Consider the following 18,831-nt stretch of genomic DNA (forward strand, 5'->3'; position numbering starts at 1 on the left):
GGCCCGGCCCCTGTGTCCCGGCTGCTTGTCCTCCGGTGTGCCCCTGCTGCCTGTCCTCCGGTGTGTCCCGACTGCCTGTCCTCCGGTGTGTCCCTGCCGCCTGTCCTCCGATCGGCGGGGGATCAGGGCAAGGCTCGTACGATGAGGGCGAACACCCCGACCGTCAGGAGGCTGGAGAGAAGGAGCCCTGCGAAGAACAGGCCGAGGAACTGGAACATGTTGCGCTCCTCAGGGGTGGCGGACCCCAGAGGGGTGGTCGACAGGTACCCGGGGTGGCTCCGCACCCACGAGTAGCGGTGGAAGACGGGAACGACCTGGCCCGGTGCGACGAACAGGTCGAGGTGGGTGTTCAAGGTGGGTACCAGCAGGTTGACCACCACCCGCACCGGGCCGGCAGGCACGACGACGCGCACGGCCCCGGCGGTCGGTCGCGTGAACCGGTAGCCGTTGACCGCGATCTGGGTGCCTCCCAGGGACAGGGCGCGGACCGTCTGGTCGGCGATGAGGTCGACGAAGCCGTGGGGGACCGCCTCGGCCCCAGGGATGACGAGGACCTGGCTGACACCGGGTGGCAGCTCAGGTACGGGGTCGGTCATTGTCTCACCTTCCACGGGCGGAGGGACGGGCGGGGACGTCGACCGTCAGGCTACTCGCCCTTGAACTTCATCCCGGCCGTGAAGCCGTAGGGGTTGGCCGCGTAGTCGCTGGCTGTCTGCTCGTCGCGGGCCGCGAACTCGGCGTCGTCCTCGACCGGGGAGTCCTCGTCGTCGACGAAGATCGCCTCCATCTCCTGGGTGCTGCCCAGGGAGAGATAGGCCTGCTCGTCCCAGTGCTGGGGCAGGACGGTGTTGATGTAGTCCTGCACGGCCTCGGAGGTCGTCACGTCCCGCTGCTGCTGCTCGGACATGTACCAGCGGTGCTCGAGCACCTCGTGGAAGATCTCCGCCGGCTCGAGCTTGCGGCGCTGCTCAAGGGGAACCGCCGCGATCGTGGGCTCGAAGACCTCGGCCAGCCACACGTGGGAGACCTGCTCGAGCGGCTGGTCCTGGCGTCCGGTCATGACGCGGAACGCCTCAAGGTCGTTGAGCATGCGCTGGCCCTGGCGCTCGCGCACGTCGAGCCCGGTCAGGCGCAGAAGCTGACGGTGGTAGTGGCCGGCGTCGACGACCTTGGGCTGGATGACCATCCGGGTGCCCGAGCCGTCCGCCATGGTCTTCATCGTCAGCTCGCCGACGTCGAAGCCCAGCTCGTTGAGACGCTCGATGCGCTGACGCACGCGCCACCGCTCGCCGACGTCGAAGCTCTCCTCGCCCGTGAGCACCTCCCACAGCTCGGTGTAGCGCTCGATGATGCGGTCGCCGACCTCGACGGTGTCGACGCTCGGCTCCAGAAGCGCCCCGGCCTGGAGGTCCATGAGCTCGCCGATGATGTTGGTCCGGGCGACGTCGATGTCGTAGAGGCGCTTGCCCTCGGTCAGGCCCTCGGGATAGAGCTCGCCGGTCTCGGCGTCGACGAGGTAGGCCGCGAAGGCGCCGGCGTCGCGACGGAAGAGCGTGTTGGACAGCGAGACGTCCCCCCAGTAGAAGCCCAGCAGGTGGAGGCGCACGAGGAGGACGGCGAGCGCGTCGATGAGGCGGGTGGCCGTCTCGGGGCGCATGTACTGGCTGAACAGGGCGCGGTAGGGCAGGGAGTAGGACAGGTGCTCGGTGACGAGCACCGAGTTGAGCGCCTCCCCGCTCAGGTCCGTCCGTCCGGTGACCACTGCCGTCGGCGTGACGCACGGGGCGCCCAGGCGCACGAGGTCGCGCAGCAGCTCGTACTCCCGGTAGGCCACCGACTCCCCGATCTCCTTGACGGCGATGACACGGTCGGAGAGGTTGACGAAGCGCACGATGTGGCGCGACAGACCACGGGGCAGTGCCGCGAGGACCTCGGTGGGCCACTGCTCGAGCGGGATCTCCCAGGGCAGGTCGAGCAGCGCCGGGTCGATCGTGGCGGCGGTGATCTGCATGGGCTGAGGCATGGCTGCATTCTCTCAGGTGAGCGCCCTCCTCGCTCAGGCAGGGGGCCCAGGCGAGTCGGCCCGGTGCCTGCCCGGGGGAGGGTCTCCGGGCCGGGAGCCGACCCTACCGCGCCCCTCGGGCCGAGGGGCGCGTCGGAGGACGGCGAGGCGGTCGCGAGGACGGGGAGGCCATGAGGCGGCGTGACGGGCGGCCGGGAGGGGCTGGGTGGACGCCAGGCGGCAGCCCGGAGGCAGCCCGGAGGCAGCCCGGAGGAGCCGGGTGGACGTCAGGCGGCAGCCCGGAGGCACCGGCGCGCAGCAGCCGGTCGGGAGACGACGAGCCCCGCCCCGGGGCGAGCGGGGCGGGGCTCGGTGGGTGCCTGGTTGACAGGCGCCCGGGCCTCAGGCGGGCAGGCGCTCGCCGGTGGAGGCGGAGAAGATGTGCTCCTCGCCGGGCTTGATGCGCACGTAGACCGTCTCGCCGGCCTCCGGCGCGGTGCGCGGGGGGACGCGGACGATGATCTGGCTGGAGTCCTCGCCGCTGCCGAGCTTGTCGTCGGAGCCCTCAGCACCGACGAGCTCGCCGTAGATGTAGGCGTCGGAGCCGAGCTCCTCGACGAAGGACAGGCGCACGGGGATCGAGTCCTCGGCCTCGGCCGACACGACCTCAAGGGACTCGGGTCGGAAGCCGATGGTGACCTTGCCGCCGTCCTCGGGCTTGATCGCGTCGAGGGTGGCCTGCGACAGGCGGATCCGGGCAGCGCCGATCGTGGCGACGTCGCCGTCGACGGTGAAGCGGCCCAGGTTCATCGCGGGAGACCCGATGAACCCGGCGACGAACTCGTTGGCCGGGTGGTCGTACATCTCGCGCGGGGTGCCGACCTGCTGGAGCAGGCCGTCCTTGAGGACCGCGATGCGGTCGCCCATGGTGAGGGCCTCGGTCTGGTCGTGGGTGACGTAGACGGTGGTGACGCCCAGGGAGCGCTGGAGCGAGGCGATCTGCGTGCGGGTCTGCACGCGGAGCTTGGCGTCCAGGTTGGACAGCGGCTCGTCCATGAGGAAGACCTTGGGCTTGCGCACGATGGCGCGACCCATGGCCACGCGCTGGCGCTGGCCACCGGACAGGGCCTTGGGCTTGCGGTCCAGGTACTCGGTCAGGCCGAGGATCTTGGCTGCCTCCTTGACCCGCTTGTCGATCTCGTCCTTGGGCGTACCCGCGATCTTGAGGGCGAAGCCCATGTTGTCGTGGACCGACATGTGGGGGTAGAGGGCGTAGTTCTGGAAGACCATCGCGATGTCGCGGTCCTTGGGCTGGACGTCGGTCACGTCGCGGTCGCCGATGAGGATGCGGCCGGAGTTGACGTCCTCGAGGCCGGCGAGCATCCGCAGGGAGGTGGACTTACCGCATCCCGAGGGGCCGACCAGGACAAGGAACTCGCCGTCGGCGATCTCCAGGTTGAGCGCGTCGACACTGGGGCGGTCGTTGCCCGGGTAGATGCGCGTGGCGTGATCAAAGGTCACAGTTGCCATAGGGGGTTCCCTTCACCGGCAGGTACGTGCCGGACGATCCGTGGTGAAAGGTGCCGATGCGTGTCCGCATTGACACATGCTCCGGGCCGGTTGGCTGGCGCACGCTTATGCTGTCACACAACCTTGCGTCACGATAGGGAGACCGAATGGTGATCTTCGTCCCTGACCGTGAGGATGGTCACCTCGACTGGGTCAGTCTCTCGTGGGCGGGCGCGGTCGCCTCCGGGCCAGAGCGGGCGTGCCCGGTACTGTGGCGCCATGACCCACAACCCTGACGCGCGGGCGACCACGCCGACCGCCCTGGCCGCGCTGCGTGCCGGCACTGATGTCGGTGGCTACCGACTGGTGCGGCGCCTGGGCGCCGGGGGGATGGGCGTGGTCTGGGAGGTGGCGGACGCCTCGGGACAGCGCGTCGCCATGAAGATCCTCCACCCGCAGATCGCCGCGGACCCGATGGCCCGACGGCGTCTGGACCGCGAGGCCTCCGTCCTGGCGCGGGTCAAGGACAGCCGGGTGGCGCGGATCCTGGACATTGAGACCGGCGACGGGGCGGACGGAACCGGGGTGACCTTCGTCATCACCGAACTCATTGACGGCCCCACCCTTCAGTTCGAGGTCGACCACGAGGGCGCCTACGACCTGTCGACCGACGTCCGGGACCTCGCCGACCTCGCCCACGGCCTGGCGGACGCCCTGAGCGCCGTCCACGACGCCGGCGTCATCCACCGTGATCTCAAGCCCTCCAACGTCATGCTCGGGGCGCAGGGCCCGGTGCTCATCGACTTTGGTATCGCCCAGGTGGCCGACGACGTCCGACTGACCCAGACGGGACAGGTCACGGGCACCCCCGGCTTCATCCCCCCGGAGATGCTCGACGGCGACGAGCCGAGCCCGGCGGTGGACTGGTACGCCTGCGCCGGCGTGCTCCTGTTCGCCGTGACGGGGCGCGCGCCCTTCGGCTCCGGCCCCTGGCAGGCCGTCTTCCGTCGCGTCTACGCCGGGACCCCTGAGCTGGGCGACCTCGAGGAGCAGTGTCCCGCCCTGGCGCGGGCGTTCACCAGGGCGCTCGCCCCCTCCCAGGACTCGCGCCTGGCGATGGCGGACCTGCTCAACGTGCTCGACGAGGTCGCCGACGGCGGCAGCGGCGAGGTGGCGCTCTCCGAGGCCCTGGGTGAGGAGGACGAGGCCCAGCGGGACACCGGGACCTTCCGGGGGTACGGCATCACGAGCGACACCCCGGGCGCGACCCCAACACCAGCCTCGCCGACGTCGGGCGCCTACGGCTACATCGCGACCGCGAGCCCCGTCCGCTCCGCCGAGACCCCGGGACCGAGCGCGCCGTCCGCGGGGGCCTCGACAGGGCCTCAGGCGGGCCTGCCCGCCTCCGTCCCTCCCCGGTCCGCCGCCTCAGCCGCCTCAGGGCCAGCGGCCGCGACCCCCGGCTCAGGAACGATCCCCCGGTCCTTCGCCCCGGCCGGCGCGGCCCCTGCGCGCCCCGCGCCGACGGCGCAGCCCGTTGCCGGCCCCGCCGGCGCCCTCGGCCCCGAGCCCTTCGGGCCGCAGGCGGGCGCCGCGGGCCCGGGGGTCCAGCAGCGGCCCCCCCAGCAGGTTCCCCCGCACCAGGCTCCTCAACAGCCGATGGCCCTGCGCCCAGCAGCCTCGCAGCCTCATGCGGTCCAGCCGCCGGCTTCCCAGCAGCCGATGGCCCTGCGCCCTGCGGCCTCGCAGCCTCAGGTGGCCCAGCGGCCTGCGCCTCAGCCGCAGACCGGTGCCCACGGGGTGCCGGCCTTCGGCCCGGGCGCGGCGGGCACGGACGGGCTGCCGACGAACAGGGGGGCTCTGCCGGATTGGGCGGCCGAACCGCAGAGGTCGCCCGCGGTCGTCGGCGCCGTCGCCCTCCTGCTCGTGACGATCTCGACCTGGGTCCCCGTGTGGATGATGATCGTCACCACGGTCCTCGTCGTCATCGTGGGGACGGTGGGGCGTGCGGAGGACGCGAGGCGCTGGCGCCGTCTCCAGGCCGGGCAGGTCCAGTCCTCGGACAACTCGCGGATGTGGGCGGCGATGCCCTGGTACTTCCTGCGCTCGCTGGTCGGCACCCTCTTCGCGGTCATGCCTGGCCTCATGACGGTGCTGGTCATCATCTACTTCTGGGCCATGGACATGTTCAACGGGACAGGGTTCCTGGGTCGCGCCATGGCGGGCATCGACGTCTACCACCGCACCGGCCTGTTCTGCGCCACGCTCATCGTCATCTTCCTTCTCCTCCTGTGGTTCGTCCCGTGGGGGGCCACGACACGCAGGGGGGCTGCGCGCACCGTCCTCGCCGTGCTGGGCAACGGGCCCGGGCGCGTCGTCGGCCTCGTCGGGATCCTCGCCGCGGTCGCTGCGTTCCTCCTCCTGTTCATCCTGGCCGTGCTGCCGCCGGTCACCTTCCACCCCTTGTACCGCTGATCCCGCCGCCGTCCTCCAGGGACGGGGCGCTCGTGGTGCACGGGCCGCCCGGCCCAGGGCGAGTGAGGCAGGCCGCATGCCGTGACCCGTTACATCGCGGCCCGGAGGGGGCACAATGCCGTCATCCAGGTTGGTGGGACGGTGGAGCTGCCGGGTCGCCACCTGGTTCGTCGTCAGTCGACCGGAGGAGATCCAGCGTGGCCCCCAACAGCCCCCGCCCCACCAAAGCTGAGCGCCGGTCCGCTGCGCGTGCCCGGGCCCAGGCCCTGCGTGAGGAGCAGGAGCGTCGCGAGCGGCGCGCGAAGATCGCCCGCCGCAGCCTGCTGGGTGCTGGGGTCCTCGGCGTCGGCGGAGTGGCTGCCGCGCTCATCCTGACCGACCGTAACCGCTCGAGCGGGGGCGGCACGATCGCTCAGGGCAAGGCGAACACCGAGGGGGTCCCGGCGCCGGTCCTGTCCGACGGCTCGTGGACCTACGGCGCGAACATGGAGCTCGACGCGGTCAACAGCGGCGGGGGCGTCCTGGACGTGTACTTCGACTACTCGTGCCACTTCTGCGCCAGCTTCGAGACCCTGCATGCCCCGGAGATCGAGGAGCTCGTCAAGGCGGGCACGGTCACCCTGGTCCTGCACCCCTGCAAGGTCCTGTCGATGGACTGGACCGACCTGGTCATGAACTCCATGGGCGTGGTCCTGGACACCGAGCCCGACAAGGCGCTCGCCTTCCACAACGCGGTCATGGGCCTGTTCACGACGATCTACGAGTCGCAGGACACCTCGATGATGACCGTGGAGAACATCGTGTCCACGGCGCAGGAGGCAGGGGTCTCCTCGGGGACCACCGACGCCTTCCAGGCGGCTGTCGACGCCAACACCTACGCGGCCTGGACCGACCTGGGGACGACGACCTTCAGGAACGCCGGCTTCCAGGGCACGCCGACCGTCCTCTACGAGGGCACGCAGATCGAGCTGTCCACGATCGGCACGAGCACCGGCCTGACCGACTACATCAAGGGGCTCGGCTGATCCGTGCGAGCCACGAGGCAGGACCCGCCGCGGGCGGGCACCGCCTTCCCGACCGCGGGGCGGGGGTGTAGGCTCCCCGCGCGCGCTGCGTTAGCTCAGTTGGTAGAGCAGCTGTCTTGTAAACAGCAGGTCGCCGGTTCGAGCCCGGCACGCAGCTCCATCACTCCCTGCGAGTCCACGACGCCCTGTGACGCCCCGTGACGCCCCGTGGCGCCCGCCGGGCCCCGACCCGCAGTCCGTGCGGGGCTGCGCCAGGGCGGGGCGGCGCGGGACGCGCTGACGGGGCGGCCGCGCCACGGCGCCGCCGGGAGCGGCGACAGGGCGTGCCAGGACTGGCGCCGCCAGGGCAGGCGCCAGGGCCCGCTAGGGCAGGCGCCAGTCCACGGGCTCGGCGCCCATGCGCTCCAGGGCCGCGTTGGCGCGCGAGAACGGCCGGGACCCGAAGAACCCCCGGGAGGCGCTCAGCGGCGAGGGGTGAGGGGAGGAGATGATCGGGGTGGGGCCCAGCATCGGGGTGAGCGACTGGGCGGGCCGGCCCCACAGGATCGCCACGAGCGGGGCCTGGCGCTCGACGAGCGCCTCGATGGCCCTCTGGGTCACCGCCTCCCAGCCCCAGCCACGATGGGAGCCGGCCGCCCCCGGCGTGACGGTCAGCACACGGTTGAGCAGCATGACGCCCTGCCTGCTCCACGAGGTGAGGTCGCCGGTGGTCGGGCGGGGCAGGCCCAGGTCGTTGACCAGCTCGGTGTAGATGTTCTCCAGGCTGCGCGGTGGCCGGACGCCGGGCTGGACGGAGAAGCTCAGGCCCATGGGGTGCCCGGGTGTCGGGTACGGGTCCTGGCCCACGATGAGGACCTTGACCTCGTCGAGTGGGTAGGTGAAGGCCCGCAGCACGTCGCTGCCCGCGGGGAGGTACCCGCGTCCCTGGGCGACCTCCTCGCGCAGGCGCGCGCCGATCTCGTGGACCGTCGGCTCGACCGGTGCCAGGGCCAGGGCCCAGGACGGGTGGACGATCTCGGACAGGGGCTTGGGCTCGCTCACCCGAACGAGCCTACCGGCGACGGCGGGTCGGCCGCCTCCTGCGGACCTCGTGGTCGCCGCCCGCTATCCTCTCGGTGTGAGGCACTACGACTACCCTGACGATGAGTTCGACGCCATCGACGACGACGGTCCCGTCCCTGTCGGGGCCCATCGCGCCCCGCTCCCGGCCTGGCGCAGCTGGGCTCCCCTGCTGGTCGTGCTGCTCGTCGTGCCTGCGCTCGCGTGGGGTGCCGTGACCCTCCTGGGACGGACGACGGGCTCCGCCTCGAGCACGCAGGCCCCTGCCGGCTCCGCTGAGACGACGCAGGCCGCGGACCCGGCCCCCTCGGCGGAGCAGGAGCCCACGCAGGCGCCGACGCAGGAGCCGACCGAGGAGGCCTCGGCCACGCCGACCGGCAACGTCGACTACACGACCGGGGTCACGGTCCACAACGGCACGGTGACCAGCGGACTGGCCTCCCGGACCGGCTCGAGGCTGGAGAACGCGGGCTTCACCGCGGTGACGGTCTCCCCGGGCAGCTACGAGGCCACGACCCCGGCCGTCACGACGGTGTACTACGCGTCCCCCGAGGAGGCCGCCTCCGCCTACGCCGCCGCCGAGGCGCTGGGCATCAGCGAGGTCGTCGAGTCGGCCGACGAGGCGCAGTCCAACCCGATCGTCATCGTCCTGCGCGACGACTTCCAGGAGTGAGCCGGCCGGGTCTGCTGCCGGTCCCGGGATTCGCCGTCGGAGGATTCGCGACGAGAACTCGTGGTCGACGGCGCAGGCGTCTTGCACTCGCGGGTCGAGAGTGCCAGCATTGCGGTTAGCACTCGGAGCCCGCGAGTGACAACGTCGCTGCGGGGGCCGTGTGAACGACCCAGGCCGGGAGGTGAGGGCCGGCTCCAGCCGTGACGTGAACGTCTGGGGCCGACCCGTCCGTCGCGGGCTCCGACCGGCCGCCACCTCACACCAGAGGAGCATCAATGACCAAGATCATCGCCTTCGACGAGGAGGCCCGCCGCGGGATGGAGCGGGGTCTCAACACCCTGGCCGACACCGTCAAGGTCACCCTGGGCCCCAAGGGCCGCAACGTCGTGCTCGACAAGAAGTGGGGCGCCCCCACGATCACCAACGACGGCGTGACCATCGCCAAGGAGATCGAGCTCGAGGAGCCCTTCGAGAAGATCGGCGCCGAGCTCGTCAAGGAGGTCGCCAAGAAGACCGACGACGTCGCCGGAGACGGCACGACGACCGCCACCGTCCTGGCCCAGGCGCTCGTGCGCGAGGGCCTGCGCAACGTGGCCGCCGGCGCCAACCCGATCGCCGTGCGCCGCGGCATCGACAAGGCCGTGGCCGTCATCGTCGAGCGCCTGCTCGCCGACTCCAAGGAGGTCGAGACCCCCGAGGAGATCGCCGCCACCGCCTCGATCTCCGCCGCCGACGAGCAGATCGGCCAGCTCATCGCCGAGGCCCTTGAGAAGGTGGGCCACGAGGGCGTCGTCACCGTCGAGGAGTCCAACACCTTCGGCCTGGAGCTCGAGGTCACCGAGGGCATGCGCTTCGAGCGCGGCTTCATCTCGCCGTACTTCGTCACCGACCCCGACCGTCAGGAGGCCGTCCTGGAGGACACCTACGTCCTGCTGGTCGACACCAAGATCTCCAACGTCAAGGACCTGCTGCCGCTGCTCGAGAAGGTCATGCAGTCGGGCAAGCCCCTGACGATCATCGCCGAGGACGTCGAGGCCGAGGCCCTGGCCACCCTCGTCGTCAACCGCATCCGCGGCACCTTCAAGTCCGTGGCCGTCAAGGCCCCCGGCTTCGGCGACCGCCGCAAGGCGATGCTTCAGGACATGGCGATCCTCACCGGCGGCACCGTCATCTCCGAGACGGTCGGCCTCAAGCTGGAGAACGCCACCCTCGAGGACCTGGGTCAGGCTCGCAAGGTCGTCGTCACCAAGGACGAGACGACCATCGTCGAGGGCGCCGGGGACCGCGAGGCCATCGAGGCCCGCGTCTCCCAGATCCGCGGCGAGATCGAGACCTCCGACTCGGACTACGACCGCGAGAAGCTCGCCGAGCGCCTCGCCAAGCTCTCCGGCGGCGTGGCCGTCATCAAGTCCGGTGCTGCCACCGAGGTTGAGCTCAAGGAGCGCAAGCACCGCATCGAGGACGCCGTGCGCAACGCCAAGGCCGCTGTCGAGGAGGGCATCGTCGCCGGTGGTGGCGTCGCCCTCATCCAGGCCGCCGAGGCCCTCGACACCCTGGCCCTCGACGGTGACGAGGCCACCGGCGCCGCGATCGTCAAGGTCGCCGTCGAGGCCCCGCTCAAGCAGATCGCCGTCAACGCCGGCTTCGAGGGCGGCGTCGTCGTCGACCGCGTGCGCAGCCTGCCCGTGGGCGAGGGCCTCAACGCCGCCTCCGGGGAGTACGTCAACCTGCTGGCCGCCGGCATCGCCGACCCGGTCAAGGTGACCCGCTCCGCGCTGCAGAACGCCGCCTCCATCGCCGGTCTGTTCCTGACCACCGAGGCGGTCGTGGCCGACAAGCCCGAGCCCCCGGCCGCCCCGGCCGGCGGCGGGGACGACATGGGCGGCATGTACTGAGCCGACACTGAGCCGGTACTGAGCCGACACTGAGTCGACACTGAGCGGCTGTGGCCCGCGCGGGTCGCAGCGCCAGATGGCCGCACGAGGGCGGGCCGTCTACCCGGATCCCGGGGAGACGGCCCGCCCGTCGTGCTGCGGGGCCGGGTGCCACAGGCCATGGGCGGCCCCGGGTCAGGACCAGGAGGGCGATCGCCCACACCAGGTTGACGATGTTGAACAGGGCGCCGTCCAGGAGGGGCTTGCCGGGTCGGGCGCGCCGGGTCGGGCGGGCCCGGCAGCGGGCCCGGGGCCCGTGGGAGGGCGAGGACGCTCACACGGGTGCCGGGGCTCAGGCGGGTGCCGGGGCTCAGGCGGGTGCCGGGGCTCAGGCGTAGGGGGCGCGTCCCTGGCCGCCGAAGCGGCCGGTGTTGGCCGTCTCGGCGTCGTCGTAGGACACGGCGGCGTGGTCGAGTGCCATCGAGATCGAGTCGAGGCTCGCCTGGACCTGGAGGGCGGTCACGTGCCAGTCGGCGGCGCAGGCCGCCATGGAGTCAGAGGCCCCTCCTGTCCACGAGGTCTGGAGGATCGAGATGTCTCCCTGCATCCCGTCGACCTCGGTCTGGATGGTGGCGATACGGGTGCGGGCGCGCGAGGCGGTGTCGGCGACCGCCTGGGTGTCGACGGCGAAGACGGGCATGTCCGGAACCTTCCGTGAGGAGTGCGGCGCCGCGGCCGCGGCGTCACCTCACGGTAGGAACAGGTGGGCCGCCGGCGCAGCCCCGGGCGTTGAGGGCTGTGGACGAGCCCTGCACGAACCGCGCCTGTGGAGCACCTCGGGCTCACCGGCCGTCGTCGACGATCTCCTCGGTGATGCGTGGCAGGTCTCCGGTGCGGGCCTCGCGCAGGACCTTGGCCTCCTCGGTCTTCTCCCGCAGCCGCTGGGCGAGCCTCAGGCGGGCGGCCTCGACCTGCCGGGCGCGGTCGCCGGTGGCGTCCCCGTCATCGGTGCAGGGACGACGGGCCAGGAGGAGGTCGAGGTCCTCGATGCACGACTCCATCGAGGGAACATGGCTGTGGCGGTGCTCGGGCTCCCTGCGCCCCTCGGGCACAGGGTCCTGACGCACCGGCGGCTCCGTGGAGCGGAGCTGGCCCGCCGACTGCTGACCGGGCTGCTGGCGGGAATCGCTGACGGCCCGTTGGCCGGCCGGGGGAGTCCTCGGCCAGGGAGCGGGGTCCTGGGGGCTGCGGCCCTGGGCGCGGGGGCGACGCACGGTGGGTGGGACGATCTCCTCGGGGGCGTCGGCGTACTCCAGGCCGCCCAGCGCCGGGCTCGGTGCGGGAGTGACGGCAGGTGGCGCCGCGCCGGGGTCCTCGCCCTGGGCGCCAGCGACCTCGGGGGCGGGGGTCTCAGGGGCGTCGGGGGTCGTGACGGTCGCTGCCGGCAGGTCCACGGGCTCGGGCTCCTCGTCGACCGGGAGCCTGGCGACCTCGTCCTCGAGCTTGCGCTTCTCGGCCTCGAGGTTCTCGCGGGCGGGAAGCTCCCACCTGGACCCGAGGGGGGAGGAGAAGAGGGTCTCGCGCTCGAGCAGGCGGGTGACGATGGCCAGCCGTCCGCGCAGGTAGTGGGCGGTGGGGATGTGGGCGTACTCCTCGCGCACGAGCTCGCGGTACTTCTTGTACTGCTGAGGGTCGGCGGCCAGGGTGCCCAGGTCGGCGTCGCCCAGCGCGCTGGCGTCGATGTCGGAGGCGGGAAGGTCGCGTCGCTTGAGGTTGACGATGAGCGCGCAGATGCGCGTGACGGTCTGCCCCGGCAGTCCCAGGGCGGTCAGGTCCTGGGCGGCGAAGGCGGCCGAGGCGATCTCGTCCTCGCCGCCGTTGCGCCGGTAGGCGTGCTCCCTGGCCGAGGAGAACACGCAGCCGTGGTACCACGTCGCCAGTCTCATGACCTCGGGGTTGTGGGACTCGTCCTGGAGCTCGTCGACGCGCGCGAGCATGTCGATGACGTGGCGCAGGTTGTGGAACCGGCGGTCCGGGGTGCTCCACATCTCGATGAGCCCCTCACCGGCCGCACGGATCTGCTCCACCGGCGCGTGCGAGCCCAGGGCCTTGACTGAGCGGACGTAGGCGGGGAGCAGCCACTGCGGCGCGTCGATCACGCCCATCGGAGTGCCTTCCAGGTTCGGATTCAGGATGCGCATCATCGTAGCCCTGATCCGTCAGAGGTAAAGCCCGTCCGCCGGTGGTCCCCGCGATGCCGAACACGTCACCTTGAGCCCGACTACCCTGGAAAAAGCGGCGTGTTGGGGACCAAGGTGACGTGTTCGGCGCCGGGGCGGCGCCTCCCGGTCAGGACGGTGAGGGGGCTCCCGCCGCGGCGGTGGGGATCTCGATGCGCACGGTCGCCCCGCCGCCGGGGGTGGGGAGCATCCGCACGACGCCGCCGTGGCGTCCGACGATCGCGGCCACGATCGCCAGGCCCAGCCCGGAGCCGCCTGTCTCACGGTTGCGTGAGGTGTCGGCCCGGTAGAAGCGCTCGAAGACCTTCTCCGCCTCGGCGATCGGCACGCCCGGGCCGTGGTCGCGCACCTCGACGACGGCGGTCAGCGCGGTGGTGCCCTCGATGGAGGACTCCCGAGCGGGCACGGTGCCCACGGCGACCTCGACGGGGGACCCCTCGGGGGTGTGGCGCACGACGTTGCCCAGCAGGTTGGTGAGCACCTGGGACAGGCGGTCCTTGTCCCCGACCACGGTGACCGGCCCGGGCTCGGCGCCCTGGGCCGCGGCCTGGGGGTCGAGCGCGAGCAGTGAGCAGTCGCGCTCGGGGGCCAGGACCATCATGTCGGTCAGCGCCCCGGCGGCTACCGCCGTCAGGTCCACCGGCGCCATGACCATCTTGCGGCCCTCGTCCATGCGGGCGAGCTGGAGCAGGTCCTCGACGAGCCGGCCCATGCGGGAGGACTCGGACTCGATACGGGCCATGACCTCGTCGGTGCGCTCGGCCGGCACGCCCCCCATGCGGTAGAGCTCCCCGTAGCCGCGGATGGCTGACAACGGGGTGCGCAGCTCGTGGGAGGCGTCGGAGACGAAGCGAGTCATGCGCTCCTGGGCGACGACCTGGACCTCGAAGGCCTGCTCGTTGCGCTGGAGCATCGTGTTGAGCGCGCGCTGCAGGGAGCCGACCTCGGTGGTCGCGGGCTCGGTCAGGGGGACGCGGGCCGACAGGTCGCCGCTGGCGATCCGCCCGGCCACGCCCTCGATCTGGCGCAGGGGGCGCAGCGCACGGCGCACGAGGTAGGTGGCCGCCATCGCGCCCACGAGGATGACGGTCACGTCGGTGAGGGCCACGACGAAGCGGGTGACCTCGACCGTCTCGGCGACGTCCTTGAGGGGCAGGCCCACGGCGACCACGCCCAGCTCCTCACCGGTGTTCTCGTCGACGAAGGACAGCGTGACCACCCGCCAGTCGCTGCCGATCTTGTCTGAGTCCACGGTCACCATCGAGGAGCCGGAGTGGTCGGTGTCGGGGTCGTCGAGTCCGAGGTCGTCGGTGGACGGCGAGCCGTACTTGCTGGCGGTCTCGTCGGAGATGAGCAGGCCCGAGCGCCCGTCGGCGTAGCGCACCGCGACGAAGTAGGTCGAGGGCATGGAGGACACCGACCCGGAGTCCATGAGGCGGATGCCCTGGGTGCCGACCTCCTGGCCGGTGGCGCGCAGCTGGTCGTCGACCTGCCTGATGAGATGGGTCTCGAGCAGGGAGGTGAAGGTCAGGGAGGCGATGAGCAGACCGAAGGTGAGCAGTCCGGTCGTGATAAGCGCCAGGCGGCTGCGCAGGGGCTGGGAGTGCCAGGTGCGGCGGGCCGTGGTCAGGGGGTGCCAGCGGCCGCGCTTGGTGGGCCGGTGCTGGCGGCCCGGCGGCCTCGAGGCGTGCGCGGCGCGCAGGACGCCGCGCCGCGCACGTCTGGAGGTGCGCACGCTCACTCGCCCTTGGGCTCGCGCAGCATGTAACCCACGCCCCGGCGGGTCTGGATGAGGGGGGTGACGGGCTCGCCGTCGCGCCCGTCGATCTGGTCGACCTTGCGGCGCAGGTAGGAGATGTAGGACTCGACGATGGCGGCGTCGCCGTTCCAGTCGTACTCCCACACGTGGTCGAGGATCTGGGCCTTGGAGACGACCCGTCCGGCGTTGAGCATGAGGTAGCGCAGCAGCTTGAACTCGGTGGGGGACAGCTCGACCTCGACCCCCGCGCGGTGGACCTCGTGGGCGTCCTCGTCCAGGACGAGGTCCGCCACGCGCACGACGCCGTCGTCCTCGCCCTCGACGGCGTGGGTGCGGCGCAGGATGGCGCGGATCCGGGCGACGACCTCCTCGAGGCCGAAGGGCTTGGTCACGTAGTCGTCTCCGCCGACGGTCAGGCCCTGGACCTTGTCCGCCATGTCGTCGCGGGCCGTCAGGAAGAGGATCGGGGTGGTCACGTCGCGCTCGCGCAGGCGCCGCGCGACCGTGAAGCCGTCCATGTCGGGGAGCATGACGTCGAGGACGACGAGGTCAGGGGCGTCGTCCTCGATGCCGCGCAGCGCGCCGTTTCCGTCAGCCGCCGTCGAGACCTCGAAGCCCGCGAAGCGCAGGGACGAGGCGAGCAGGTCACGGATGTTGGGCTCGTCGTCGACAACGAGGAGGTGGGCCTCGCGGGGGGTGTGCTGGGAGTCGGGATGTCGGTCCATTCCGCCACTCTTCACCGCGATGCTGAACGTTTTCTGGGAGTCTGTTGGGAGCCTGTGGGCGGGGTGCCTCCGGCCCCTCAGATGAACTTGAGCGGGTCGAACTCGGCCAGCGGGATGATGCGCACGCGGGGCAGGGCGATGGTGAAGGCGTCGACGTCGGACTCCAGGTCGTGGATCCTCAGGCCGCGCGCCTCGAGGCCGGCGAGCTGGGTGTTGAGGAACTCCCGGAAGCACAGCACGCCCACGCTGGCCCCGGCGTCGAGGAGCCGCTCGACCTGGGGGACGTAGTCGCCGTCGTGACTGCCGAGCAGGACGTGGGCGCCCTGGCCGGACTCGGCCCGCTGCGCCAGGGCCTCCAGGGTGCGCTGGACACCGATGTCGACGACCTTCTCATCGGGGCTCCCCGAGCCGGCCAGGGGCACGGGGCGGTAGTCCATGGCCAGGAGCGCCTGGATGAAGCCCATCGGCATGTGCCCGCTCGTGGCGTTGAGGAAGAACAGGGCCGTCGTGTCGTCACCCCGGCCGCCGGCCTGGGCGTCGGCGAGCTCGTCGCAGTAGGCCAGCACCCTGTCCCAGCGGGGCCGCTCGTCGGGCTCGGGCCTGCGCCCCAGGACGCTCATGCCCAAGGTGGCGTCGATGTTCTCGCCGTCGACGAGGAGGTAGGTCGGGAGTGTCATGGGCTCATGCTAACCGTCGGGGCCGGACCGGGGCGGGCTGCACGGATGGGCCCGGTCCGCCGGGGACGGGCTGCTCGGATGGGCCCGGTCCGCCGGGGGCGGGCCCCGGCGGACCGGCGTGCAGGACAGGACGGGGAGGCGATCGTGCCGACCGCGAGGCAGGGCGGTGCCGGGTCGTGCAGGGCTGTGCCGACCTCGCTCCTGCCCGTCGTGTCAGGGGGTGTCAGTAGGAGGACTCCTCGGACTCGGCGGGCTGCTCGGCACCCTGGGCCTTGAGCGCCTCGAAGGCGGCGTCGACGGCGTCGCCGTCAGTGATCTGGGCGGGGGCGGGTGCTGCGGTCAGGGTGGATCCCCCCGACTTGAGCGCGGCCAGGCGCGCCTCGGCCTCGAGCTGGGTGCCGGAGGACTCCAGCTCGGCGAACTGGGACTCCAGGGAGGCTCCCGCCAGCTCCATCTGGCCGGCGGCCTGGGCCTCGACCCGGCGCACCTGGTCCTCGTAGCGGGCGAGCTCGCTGGTGGGGTCGAGCACGTTGATCGAGCGGATGGCGCCCTGGACCTTGACCTGGGCCTCGGCGGTCTTCTGACGGGCGATGAGCTGGTCACGCTTGGACTGCAGCTCGCCGAGCTTGACCTCCATCTGCTGCAGACCGGTCTTGAGCTGGTCGACGACCTGGCGCTGGGAGGCGATCATCGGCTCGGCGGCCTTGGCCTCGTTCTCCGCGGTGATCTGCTTGGTCAGCGCGATCTTGGCCAGCGAGTCCCACTTGTCGGCCCCCGCGGCGTCACCACCGGCGCGCAGCTCGTCAGCCTTGCGTGAGGCCGCCAGCGCCTTGTTCCCCCAGTCCCGGGCCTCGGCGACGTCCGCGGCGTGGTCCTTCTCGGCCAGACGCAGGTTGCCGATCGTCTGGGCGACGGCGTCACGGGCCTCGGCGATCGAGGCGGTGTAGTCGCGCACGAGCTGGTTGAGCATCTTCTCCGGGTCCTCGGCGCGGTCCAGGAGGGCGTTGACGTTGGCGCGGGTCAGCTGGGCGATGCGGCCCAGGATCGACTGCTTCTCGGCCATAGGGCTCCCTTTCGTTGTCCCCGGCCGCGAGGGGCGCCCGGGTGGTCGGTACCGGGAGTCATGCTCCCAGAAATCTGCTGAGGTGTCCTGCCCCGGGCACCGGATGCGCTGCGGGAACCCGCAGGGAGGCAGGTGCAGGTCGTGGCGAGGAGGTGCGCCGGGTCAGTCGAAGATGTCGTCGAGGGCGTCCCCGATGACCCCCAGGCCACCGTGCCCCCAGCCGCCGTAGCCGCCGCGCCCGCCGGCCAGGCCGCCCAGGAGCAGGCCGCCCAGGACGAGGGTCGAGGCGTCCACCCCGCCCAGCCCCAGGCCTGAGCCGCCCGAGCCCGACGACCCCGAGCCGCGCACGTCGGCCTCGGCGAGGGCCTGGGCCTGGGCGACGAGTGGCTCGCCGGCGGCGACCTCGGCCAGCGCGGCCGTCGCGTCGGTCGTCTGCATCGAGGTGGCAGCCGTCGCGTGGCGGGTCGCCTCCGACAGGGCGGTGCGCGCCGAGGGACCCACCGCGCCACGGTGGGTCGTGATGTAGGAGGTGACCGCGTCGATCTGGGAGTTGAGGCGCGCCAGGCGCGAGCCCAGGGAGGCGCGGGCCCGGGAGTCGTTGTCCTCCTTGGCGCGAGCCGGGGCCAGGGCGGCGTCGATGGCCGCCTCGGCGCGCTCCAGGTGGTCGAGGGCGGCCAGGGGGTCCCCGGAGGCGCCAGGGCCGGAGGCGGCGCGGCCCTCGGTGATCGCCGCCTCCGCGTCGGCGACGAGGGGAGCCAGGGAGGCGGCGGGAACCTGGTCGGACAGGCGCTGGGCGTCGACGAGGTCGGAGGAGATCGAGGCGATGGCCGCCGCCAGGTCGGCCGATGCCCGGTCAAGGCGCTCGCGGGCGCTCGTGACCTGGGCGGCCAGCTCACCGGCCTGCGCGATCGAGCCCTGAGCGATGCGCACCTGCTCCACGGCGGTGGCCTGCTGCCCGGCCTCGACGCTGGCACGGGCCTGGTCGAGCGCGGTGCGCCCGGCGGCCAGGAGGCGGCCGGCGCGCTCCGGGGCCTGGGAGACGCTGGTCAGGGAGCTGTCGGGGTACGTGGCGCTCAGGGTGACGAGCAGGGTGTTGGCCATCGTGATGGCCTGCTCGGTCTCGTCGGCGCGCTGGGCGGTCTCGGCGATGGAGGTCGGGAGGTTGGCCTCGATGCCGCGGCGGGCGTTGAAGGCCTCCTCCTGCCGCGAGATGACGGCCACCGCCTCGGAGCAGCGCTGGAGGATCTCGGTGAGCATCTGACGCTGGACCGGCTCGGTCTCGGGTACGTCGTCGTCGAGCAGCTTGCGCAGCTCGAAGGAGCGGGCCAGGTGGCTCCGGGCGGTGGCCAGCGCCTCGGTGAAGGAGTCCGTGGCGGACAGCCCGAACTGGGCCTGGGCGTAGGACAGCTCCTCGGAGGCCGAGCGCACGGCGTCGTCCGCCGACACGAGCGCGTTGCCCGCCTGGGCGCGCAGCTGCTCGATGCCCGTGGGCTGGGGCGCGGTGGCGGGCTGGTTCTTGCGCTTCCAGAACACTGGCGGGCTCCTCGGGGTCGTGGACGGGCCGCCGACGGGCGGCGGCCCCATGGTCCCTGGCGATGTCCTCGCCCTGCAAGCCGCTTCGCCACCAGCGTTGGTGGGGTCGTGGGGGTGGGCTGCGCTGGTGTGGTGGCTGGGTGGTGGTGTGGGGGTCGGAGCGGGGCCGACGGAGGGGGTGGTGTGATGTGGGTCATGTCGTATAGGGTGGTGTGGT

General features: G+C 72.1%; 15 protein-coding genes and 1 tRNA gene. 5 read left to right on the forward strand and 11 right to left on the reverse strand.

All coding sequences use genetic code 11. From position 1 onward, the window contains the following. Nucleotides 1-122 precede the first annotated feature (122 nt). From EL245_RS10165 to EL245_RS10175, 3 genes are all read right to left on the reverse strand, one after another. Nucleotides 123-596: a hypothetical protein gene (locus EL245_RS10165; protein WP_126383030.1), complete on the reverse strand. Its 474-nt coding sequence runs from the start codon at nucleotides 594-596 to the stop codon at nucleotides 123-125. Between the two features lie 50 nt (nucleotides 597-646). Then, a complete protein-coding gene (locus EL245_RS10170) occupies nucleotides 647-2,023 on the reverse strand; it encodes a DUF4032 domain-containing protein (RefSeq protein ID WP_126383031.1) in 1,377 nt (458 codons plus the stop codon). 381 nt (nucleotides 2,024-2,404) lie between these two features. Further along, nucleotides 2,405-3,532 carry an ABC transporter ATP-binding protein gene (locus EL245_RS10175; RefSeq protein ID WP_126383032.1) on the reverse strand — a complete coding sequence of 376 codons (1,128 nt, stop codon included), beginning with the start codon at nucleotides 3,530-3,532 and terminating at the stop codon, nucleotides 2,405-2,407. A gap of 258 nt (nucleotides 3,533-3,790) precedes the next feature. Between EL245_RS10175 and EL245_RS10180 the strand changes: the two genes are divergently transcribed. From EL245_RS10180 to EL245_RS10190, 3 genes are all read left to right on the forward strand, one after another. Then, nucleotides 3,791-5,986: a serine/threonine-protein kinase gene (locus tag EL245_RS10180; RefSeq protein WP_126383033.1), complete on the forward strand. Its 2,196-nt coding sequence runs from the start codon at nucleotides 3,791-3,793 to the stop codon at nucleotides 5,984-5,986. A gap of 197 nt (nucleotides 5,987-6,183) precedes the next feature. Next, on the forward strand, nucleotides 6,184-7,011 hold the full coding sequence (locus tag EL245_RS10185) for a DsbA family protein (protein WP_126383034.1): 828 nt from the start codon (nucleotides 6,184-6,186) through the stop codon (nucleotides 7,009-7,011). An 84-nt stretch (nucleotides 7,012-7,095) separates the two neighbouring features. After that, nucleotides 7,096-7,171, forward strand: a tRNA-Thr gene (locus EL245_RS10190). 203 nt (nucleotides 7,172-7,374) lie between these two features. Here the strand turns inward: EL245_RS10190 and EL245_RS10195 are convergent. Then, nucleotides 7,375-8,052 carry a uracil-DNA glycosylase gene (locus tag EL245_RS10195; protein WP_126383035.1) on the reverse strand — a complete coding sequence of 226 codons (678 nt, stop codon included), beginning with the start codon at nucleotides 8,050-8,052 and terminating at the stop codon, nucleotides 7,375-7,377. Between the two features lie 76 nt (nucleotides 8,053-8,128). Between EL245_RS10195 and EL245_RS10200 the strand changes: the two genes are divergently transcribed. Both EL245_RS10200 and groL read left to right on the forward strand, forming a co-directional pair. After that, complete coding sequence (locus tag EL245_RS10200) at nucleotides 8,129-8,743, forward strand: LytR C-terminal domain-containing protein (protein WP_126383036.1); 615 nt, start codon at nucleotides 8,129-8,131, stop codon at nucleotides 8,741-8,743. A 275-nt stretch (nucleotides 8,744-9,018) separates the two neighbouring features. Beyond that, nucleotides 9,019-10,638, forward strand: a complete 1,620-nt coding sequence (gene groL / locus EL245_RS10205; RefSeq protein ID WP_126383037.1) for a chaperonin GroEL — start codon at nucleotides 9,019-9,021, stop codon at nucleotides 10,636-10,638. Between the two features lie 367 nt (nucleotides 10,639-11,005). Here groL and EL245_RS10210 read toward each other — a convergent pair whose 3' ends face one another. The 7 genes from EL245_RS10210 to EL245_RS10240 all read right to left on the reverse strand — a co-directional run bounded on the left by EL245_RS10210 (nucleotide 11,006) and on the right by EL245_RS10240 (nucleotide 18,614). Continuing rightward, on the reverse strand, nucleotides 11,006-11,317 hold the full coding sequence (locus EL245_RS10210; RefSeq protein WP_126383038.1) for a WXG100 family type VII secretion target: 312 nt from the start codon (nucleotides 11,315-11,317) through the stop codon (nucleotides 11,006-11,008). Nucleotides 11,318-11,459: 142 nt separating this feature from the next. After that, the gene (locus tag EL245_RS10215) at nucleotides 11,460-12,782 is read right to left on the reverse strand and encodes a hypothetical protein (protein WP_126383039.1); all 1,323 of its coding nucleotides are present in this window, start codon (nucleotides 12,780-12,782) and stop codon (nucleotides 11,460-11,462) included. 184 nt (nucleotides 12,783-12,966) lie between these two features. Then, complete coding sequence (locus EL245_RS10220) at nucleotides 12,967-14,592, reverse strand: ATP-binding protein (RefSeq protein WP_408608369.1); 1,626 nt, start codon at nucleotides 14,590-14,592, stop codon at nucleotides 12,967-12,969. Nucleotides 14,593-14,594: 2 nt separating this feature from the next. Continuing rightward, nucleotides 14,595-15,341: a response regulator transcription factor gene (locus EL245_RS10225; RefSeq protein ID WP_126383040.1), complete on the reverse strand. Its 747-nt coding sequence runs from the start codon at nucleotides 15,339-15,341 to the stop codon at nucleotides 14,595-14,597. Between the two features lie 77 nt (nucleotides 15,342-15,418). After that, nucleotides 15,419-16,018: an NYN domain-containing protein gene (locus EL245_RS10230; protein ID WP_126383041.1), complete on the reverse strand. Its 600-nt coding sequence runs from the start codon at nucleotides 16,016-16,018 to the stop codon at nucleotides 15,419-15,421. A gap of 223 nt (nucleotides 16,019-16,241) precedes the next feature. Beyond that, nucleotides 16,242-17,081, reverse strand: coding sequence for a PspA/IM30 family protein (locus EL245_RS10235; RefSeq protein ID WP_126383042.1), 840 nt, complete (start codon nucleotides 17,079-17,081; stop codon nucleotides 16,242-16,244). 162 nt (nucleotides 17,082-17,243) lie between these two features. Continuing rightward, nucleotides 17,244-18,614, reverse strand: coding sequence for a hypothetical protein (locus tag EL245_RS10240; RefSeq protein WP_126383043.1), 1,371 nt, complete (start codon nucleotides 18,612-18,614; stop codon nucleotides 17,244-17,246). Nucleotides 18,615-18,831: the final 217 nt, after the last annotated feature.

The organism is Actinomyces howellii, from assembly GCF_900637165.1.
Classification (GTDB): Bacteria; Actinomycetota; Actinomycetes; order Actinomycetales; family Actinomycetaceae; genus Actinomyces; species Actinomyces howellii.